We start from the raw sequence: 7111 nt of genomic DNA on the forward strand, positions 1-7111 counted from the left end.
ATGTGGATGGCTTCGGAGTCATGCGGGGACGAAGGGACTCTCCAGGGTGAAGGTGGCTCCGCGTCCGGGCCCATCGCTGTGCACGGTCAAGGTGCCGCCCAGCTCCTGGGCCGCCAGGGCACTGGAGTGCAAGCCGAAGCCGTGCCCCTCCTCGCGCGTGGTGAAGCCATACTGGAAGATACGGGTGAGCAGCTCCGGTGCGATGCCCATGCCGTTGTCGTGAATCTCGATGCGGGCCCGGTCGGGGGCATGCTGCTCCAGCTTCACCGTCAGGAGCCGCTCGACCGGTGTCACCCCGTCCATGGCGTACTTGGCATTGCTGACCAGGTTGACCAGGATCATCAGCATCTTGTGCTTGTCGGTCAGTACGGGCGGCAGGGGCGTCAGCTGGCGCTGCACCTTCACCTGGTGACGGACGAGTCCGGCCGAGTTGATGCGCAGGGCGTCCTCCAGCAGGTCTCCCAGGACGACGGGCTCGTGCAGCCGGGGCGTGCGGGCGTAATTCTGCTGCACCTTGACGATGTCGCCGATGTGCTCGGTGTAGCGGCCCACGTCGTCGAGCAGCGTGGACACCTCCTTGCGCTCGTCGAGCAGGTTCTTCCCCAGCTTGTCGAGGAAGGGCAGCAGGTGCTTGCCGCGATCGTCCTGGGTGAGGAAGGTGCCGAGGTCCGATTGGCGCTCCTGGAGCATTCCGGCCACCCGGCCCACCTGCTCGAGCCTCATCCCCGTCATCCGCTCCTTGGCGACCTGGGCGGAGGTGTAGACGCTGTTGAGCACGTTGCCCACGTTGTGCAGCACGTTGGTGGCGATCTCCGCCATGCCCGCCCGCCGGGCCGTCTGCACCAGCTGCAGGTGGATTTCCTTGAGCTCGCGGGTGCGCTCCTCGACCCGCTGCTCCAGTCCCTCGTTGGCCTGACGCAGGGCGTCCTCGCGCTTCTGAACCTCGTGGGTCATGAGCTGGAAGGCGCGGGCCAGTTGTCCCAGCTCGTCGCCGCGCGAGGTGTCCAGCTCGACCTTGAAGTCACCGGCCGCCACCTTGTCGGTGGCCTGGGTCAAGGCCAGCAGCGGGCGGGAGATCTGCTGTCGGAGCACCCAATACATGATGACCAGCTCCAGCAGCAGCGACAGCACGCCGAGCAGCAGGATGTAGCGCGCCGCGAGGAAGGCGGGCTGGGACACCACGTGCTTGGGCAGCACCGTGGCGAGGTTCCAGCCGGGTCCCCGCATGCTCGTCACGGCGACGTACTCGCCGGACTCCGGGAGCTCCAGCACGGTCTGATGGGGCTCGCGGGTCTTCACCCGCTCGAAGAGGGTGCGCAAGCGGGCCACGTTCTCCCGGGAGCCAAGACGCCTGGCCGCGACGTCGGGCTGCTCGGCGGCGCGCAGGATGTTGTAGGCACTGGTGGCGTCTTCCTGCTTCAGCTCGGGATGGGCGATGAGCTGCCCATCGTCGCGGAAGAGCACGTTGTAGGCACCGGGTAGGTTGTCGTTGATGGTGCGGGCCATCAACTGGTTGAGCGTGACGTCGTGGCTGACCGTCGCGACATGGCGGCCATCCAGGTCCAGCGGGGTGGAGGCCGACACCATCCAGGTCCTGGCGACCGTGTCCTCGAAGACGCCCGTCCAGGCGGTCTGCCTTCGCGGGTTGTTCTCCGGCAGGCTGATGCTGAAGTACTCGGTCTCGGTGAGCCGGAAGTCAGGCTCGATGTCCTGGCTCCACGTGGGAGATTCCGGCCAATACTCGATGATGACCCCCTCCGGCAGCACCATGTAGGTCGACTGAAACCGGACATGGAAGGCCGGTCCATACGAGGCGATGACGTCGTACGCGGCCAGGACCCGGGTGCGGAACTCCGCATCGAGGTTCACGTTCGGGGGGATGAAGACGCCCACCATCCTCGTGCCGTCGAAGTGCTCGGGGTGGTTGCGGACCGTGCCATCGGGCAGCCGAGTGAACAGGCTGTCGAAGCGCGCGTTCACGTCCTCCCGCTGGAGGGCGTGGATTCTCTCCTCCAGGGCCTTCTTGAGGACGGCGTGATTGTCCTCCGCCAGGATGAAGATGGACTGCTCACGCTGGCTGCGCTCGGAGACATGCTGCTCCAGGCGTCCGAGGGCCTCGGTGCGCAGGGTGCTCTGCATGTGGAGGTAGCTGACGAGCGTGGACAGGGCGATGACGACCCCGATACGTGCGCTCATCTTCAGGAGCGTCAATCGGGCCAGGGAGGCTCGGGAGCGGGATGCGGGCGACATGGTCGCTATGGACACAAAGACAACCGTCAGAATTCCAGGAGCGGGCGTGCGAGGAATTGCATGCCAGCAAGTCTCCAGGGGATTCTGGCGAGGAGGGGGTTGAGCGGTTTCCCCGTGAGGGCGCTCTTTCCCGTCAAGTCTTTGTATGGAAAGCGCGGCCTTTCCTGTCCAGTCTTTGTATGACATCGCCCCGAGGGACGGGCAAGATGCCGCCGACCGGGGGGGGCGTGCTCTTGCCAGGGCGCCCCCCGAGGAGGCTCCACGCGTGCGTGCGCGCGTGGGCGGAGCTCCCGCTCACCTTATGAGTGATGCGACTGCTGGCCAGGTAGCAGCATCCATCCCCGCGCGGTCGTCTTCGGAGCGAGCGCGAGGCTCATGTGTCGGCCGCGGCGAAATGAGCGAGCTGGTCGGCGTGGGCCTTCACGAACGCGGGCCGCGCCGTCGCGCGCTTCAGGTAGTCCCGCGTCGCGGGATGCGCCGCGAGCCCTTCGAAGCGCTCGACGAGTCGCAGCACGTCCGCCATGAGGATGTCGGCCACGGAGAAGGAGCCCGCGAGCCACTCGCGCTTCGCGACCACCGGCTCGAGGCGATCGAGGCGCAGCTTCAGGAAGTCGTCGAAGCGCTTCTCGCTCTGCCCCGAGAACTTGAGGAGCGACCACGGGAGGCTCGCCATCTCGACGGAGTTGAGCGCGGCGAAGAGCCACTCGAGCACCTCCGCGCGCCCCTTCGGATCGCGAGGCATCAGCGCCTCGCTCCGCTCGCCGAGGTGCAGCAGGATCGCGCCGCTCTCGAAAATCGAGATGTCGCCGTCCGTCAGCCATGGCACCTGCCCGAACGGCTGGTGCGCGAGGTGCTCGGGGCCGCGTTCCTTGAACGACACGCTCTGGACGCGATACGGGAGCTTCGCCTCCTCCAATGCCCAGCGCACGCGGATGTCCCGCACGAACCCGCGCGGCGGCGGAGGAACCCAATCGTAGGTGGTGAGAACGAGATCGCCCATGCGTCGCGTCTACCAAGCCGGACCGCCGCTTGCCAGCGCCGCCGCCGACGCGATCGTCAATCGTCCTCGTCGACGCTGAACACGACGACGCGGTCCGGGCTCGTCGTCCGCGTGAAGATCGATCGGCGCCGTCATCCCCTCGGGAAGAAGATCTCCACGAAGGAGATGCGCGCCCTCAACATCGTGCAGGACACCTTCCACGGCGACTGGAACTACACCCGCGTAGAGGCGGGAGAGAAGCCATGTGGAGGGTGAGGGCTGGAGCGAGGGCCAAGAAGGGCCGGTGCCGGGGCCAGCAAGGCGGCGCGCCGCGCCGGTACACGGGAGGGTGCAACCCCTTGAGGCACACCCCTGCCCTGGCCGCCCTCGCTTGAGCAGAGAGGCAGGCAGTTGGGCCTTAGCCGAGGCTCGCGCCGTGGTCGGGCAGGATCGCGCCGACCTCGTCGCGCAGCGTCTTGCCGTTCGCATTGACCTCGCCGGTCCACGCGTGCACGTCCCCATCGGCGACCAGCTGGATCAGGCCGGTCAGCACGACGGTGCCTTGCTGCGTGATACGGGCACGCACGACCTGTGGGATCTTGTACTGGACCCACTGCGAGCCGTGCCGAGCCTCAAGGGGTGGTGCGCCCGCCGATCTCCGGGAAGCGCTCGTAGGCCCGCTTCAGCGCGTCCAGGTGGGCGGGGACGTCTAGATCGAGCGGTGCGTCCGTGAGCCGAACAATCCACCCGCCCGTCGCGGTACGCCGTGAGCGCGAGAGCAGGTCCGCGTCGCGGGCGGGGTCCGGAAATCCGATGGCTCGTGCGGCAGCGGCAGACCAGTAGTTCAGCCACCCGAGGTAATGGGGAATCTCCGGCGCAGGGTTGTACCGTGGGAGTTTGAGCGAGGGCAATCCGTGGGGCGGAGCATGCGGCTCATCACCCGGGCGGCGAAACTGCTGCGCCACTATCTGACCATGGCCGTTCGGCGACGCATGTCCCCAAACCGCGTGCGCGCCCTCCGCTAGAGCATCCAGTACATCCGTTGCCGCCGCGATGCCAGCTGCGTCCAGTGGCAGCGTCGCATGGACTTCAAAGCGCGGCGGACTTGCTACGGCAAGGCCGCTTGGGTTTTCCCATCCGGTAAGCGTCACGGGACGGCTTTCGTCATCGTTGCAAAGAAATGGAAACCCGCCGTCTGTCCTGTCTGCTGCAACCCATTCGTCGCGGTGAGTCAATGCAATGAAGCGTCCCTTTTCAGAAAGGGTCCACGCCAGCCGCAAGCCGGGTAGCGCGCGCTCGAATCCATGAACGATGGCAAGCGGGCGCCCATCATCACCCACGAGTGCAGGCGCGTAAACGGTAAGGGTGAGGGATCTTGGCGTGGCTGTCATTCAGCACCAACCCATGACGACGATTGTGAGTTCAGGATCTAGTTCAAGCAGCGCAGCTTTGTGTGCGGCGCTTCGCACGCCAACGGCAAAATTGTACCCACATGTTTCTGCGATTCTTTTCTCGCGCTGTATTTCCGGCAGCTTTACTTTGGCAAAGAACTTCTGAGAGTGAGGGGAGTGTATGTCGAAATCATCAGTCTTGACTTCCCACAACGTGCGCGTGGCCAGTTGCAGCGCGTCGAAGTTCTTCCCATTCACGAACACATCCCAGCCGGGGAAGCTGTTGTTCGGCATTTTGTCGGCGCACTTGTTGTGTTCGTTATCTCCGCCTCGGTGCGGCACGGGGATGGGCTCGCACTTGCGGCGGCGCTCTCGCTCCGAGGTTTCGATTGGTCCCAGGGGAGGGAAATCCGGCCCCTTTGGCCCCGGCTTGGGCCTTTGTTTCGGCGAGGGGTCCCGCGGGGCGGGCTTCGTTTCAGGCACGGGCCGCGTTTCGGGCGCGGGCCTTACCTCGGGGCGGCCCCTGCTCAGTTCATACGCATCCAGCGCCTCTTTGATGGCGAATCCCACCACCACCACGCCCACGACGATCACCGCTCCCACGACGATCTCCGGTGCCGCCAGGACGCAGAGCCCGACCCCTACGGCAGCAGTGCCCGCTGAGGCCACCGCACAGCGCCCCGTCGTGTCCCTGAACCGCACCCGGTCATGGTCGAGGGCATGAAAGCACCCCTCCGCCAGCACGGGCCAGGGCTCGGAAGCCTCCTGGACGGCGCACCGCCCCCCGTCCGTCCAGGGCAGCGTCGCCGCTCGCTGGAGATGGGCGAGCCTCGGGTCGCGGGCCGCTGGTTCTCGTGGGCTTGGCGGTGTCGCCGTACAGGCTGAGACATAGAGCAGAAGTGCGATGCACGCTTGGAGACGCATGGCCGGGTCCTCGAACCCGAGTGAGGACCTGATGGGTCGCGTTCTGGAGTATGCCAGCACGCTCCGTCGGCGACGACGGAGCACGCGAGGGGGGGCGGCAGGTCCCGCCATGTTGCACGTATGTCGCAGGAGCCTGCGGAACCGGCCGGAACGGGGGCGGGTTCGATTCCCGCCGCCTCCGCGATCTTCATGGCCGCGCACTCCAAGCGGCATCGCGCAGATCGAAGTTGAAGGACCTCATGGTGAATCGCACCGGTAACTCCGTGCCACCCCGCTGACTGGAATCCAACTCCGCGGGTGAACATCCCCCTCGTCCCGCGGGGCAGTGGGTCCACCCCGGGAGCATGACGAGCTTCCTCCTCCGCCATGTAGGAGGACGCCCGATGACGCTGCAGGAAAGCGAACTGATTGCGACCCGAGGGGCCCGTCCGCCCCAGCTCGACCCCTCGCTCCAGCACGGCACCAAGGGGGTGAACGTCGGCACCGGGGAGCGGCTGCTCTCCGTAGTGGTGGGCCTGGGGCTCGTGGGCTACGGGCTGCGGCGCCGCACCGTGCCCTCCCTCCTGCTGGCGTTGGCGGGCGGCTCCATCCTCCACCGGGGGTTGACGGGGCGCAGCCGGGCGTTCGCCCTCATGGGCATGACGGAGGTGGCGGGCGAGCCCGGCGTCGCCTTCGAGCTGAGCGCCACCCTCCTCAAGCCACGCCAGGAGGTGTACCAGGCGTGGCGCGACTTCGAGCGGCACCCGCGCTTCATCCCGAACCTGCTCTCGGTGCGCAACCTGGAGGGCGGGCGCAGCCACTGGGTGTTCCAGGGACCCGCGGGCGTCCTCCTCGAGTGGGACTCCCAGGTGACGGAGGACACGCCGGGCCAGCGCATCGAGTGGAACACCCTGCCCGGCTCGAAGCTCCCGCACACCGGCACCGTCCGCTTCGAGGACGCACCGGGCGGCCGGGGCACGGTGGTGCACCTCGCGCTGCACTACCACCTCCCGGGCGGCCGGGCCGCGGCGGTGGCCGCGAAGCTGCTCGGCGAGGAGCCCAAGCAGTACCTCTCCCGGGGCCTGCGCCAGTTCAAGCAGCTCCTGGAGACGGGCGAGGTGGCCACGGTGGACTCCCAGCCCCACGGCCAGCGCTCGCGGCTGGGACGCACGCTGGCGCCGCGCTCCTGAGCAGAGGACCCGAGGACGGAGGAGAGACCATGAAGGCTGTGTGCTGGACGGGTGTGAATGACGTGCGGGTGGAGCAGGTCCCCGAGCCCTCGCTCCTCAATCCGCGGGACGCCATCATCAAGGTGCGGGCCACCACCATCTGCGGCTCGGACCTGCACCTCTATGACGGCTACATCCCCTCCGTGCTCAAGGGCGACATCCTCGGCCACGAGTTCATGGGCGAGGTGGTGGAGGTCGGCAGCGGCAACAAGAAGCTGAAGGTAGGCGATCGCGTGGTGGTTCCGTTCACCATCTGCTGCGGCGATTGCGACCAGTGCAGGCGCGGGAACTTCTCGGTGTGTGAGCGCAGCAACCGCAACAAGGAGGTGGCAGAGAAAATGTTCGGCCACACCACCGCG

General features: G+C 67.0%; 8 protein-coding genes. 3 read left to right on the forward strand and 5 right to left on the reverse strand.

All coding sequences use genetic code 11. The features are described from left to right. Nucleotides 1-18: 18 nt before the first annotated feature. Both VF697_RS24990 and VF697_RS24995 read right to left on the reverse strand, forming a co-directional pair. Nucleotides 19-2196, reverse strand: a complete 2178-nt coding sequence (locus VF697_RS24990; protein WP_331099147.1) for an ATP-binding protein — start codon at nt 2194-2196, stop codon at nt 19-21. Between the two features lie 427 nt (nt 2197-2623). After that, entirely contained in the window at nt 2624-3250 is a 627-nt protein-coding gene (locus VF697_RS24995; RefSeq protein ID WP_331099149.1) for a glutathione S-transferase family protein, read from the reverse strand. Between the two features lie 75 nt (nt 3251-3325). Here VF697_RS24995 and VF697_RS25000 point away from each other — a divergent pair, with 75 nt between their 5' ends. Continuing rightward, on the forward strand, nt 3326-3505 hold the full coding sequence (locus VF697_RS25000; protein ID WP_331099160.1) for an ISAzo13-like element transposase-related protein: 180 nt from the start codon (nt 3326-3328) through the stop codon (nt 3503-3505). A 142-nt stretch (nt 3506-3647) separates the two neighbouring features. On the opposite strand, the gene VF697_RS25005 is transcribed toward VF697_RS25000, so the two are convergent. The 3 genes from VF697_RS25005 to VF697_RS25015 are packed head-to-tail and all read right to left on the reverse strand — an operon-like array spanning nt 3648 to nt 5223. Then, on the reverse strand, nt 3648-3815 hold the full coding sequence (locus VF697_RS25005) for a hypothetical protein (RefSeq protein WP_331099150.1): 168 nt from the start codon (nt 3813-3815) through the stop codon (nt 3648-3650). Nucleotides 3816-3861: 46 nt separating this feature from the next. Further along, the gene (locus VF697_RS25010) at nt 3862-4620 is read right to left on the reverse strand and encodes a DUF5953 family protein (protein WP_331099152.1); all 759 of its coding nucleotides are present in this window, start codon (nt 4618-4620) and stop codon (nt 3862-3864) included. Then, nucleotides 4621-5223, reverse strand: coding sequence for a DUF6310 domain-containing protein (locus VF697_RS25015; RefSeq protein WP_331099154.1), 603 nt, complete (start codon nt 5221-5223; stop codon nt 4621-4623). A 704-nt stretch (nt 5224-5927) separates the two neighbouring features. Here VF697_RS25015 and VF697_RS25020 point away from each other — a divergent pair. Continuing rightward, nucleotides 5928-6713 carry an SRPBCC family protein gene (locus VF697_RS25020; protein WP_331099156.1) on the forward strand — a complete coding sequence of 262 codons (786 nt, stop codon included), beginning with the start codon at nt 5928-5930 and terminating at the stop codon, nt 6711-6713. A 29-nt stretch (nt 6714-6742) separates the two neighbouring features. Next, nucleotides 6743-7111: alcohol dehydrogenase catalytic domain-containing protein (locus VF697_RS25025; protein WP_331099158.1), on the forward strand; the 369-nt coding region annotated here is incomplete at its 3' end.

The organism is Archangium sp. (assembly GCF_036388035.1).
GTDB lineage: Bacteria > Myxococcota > Myxococcia > Myxococcales > Myxococcaceae > Archangium.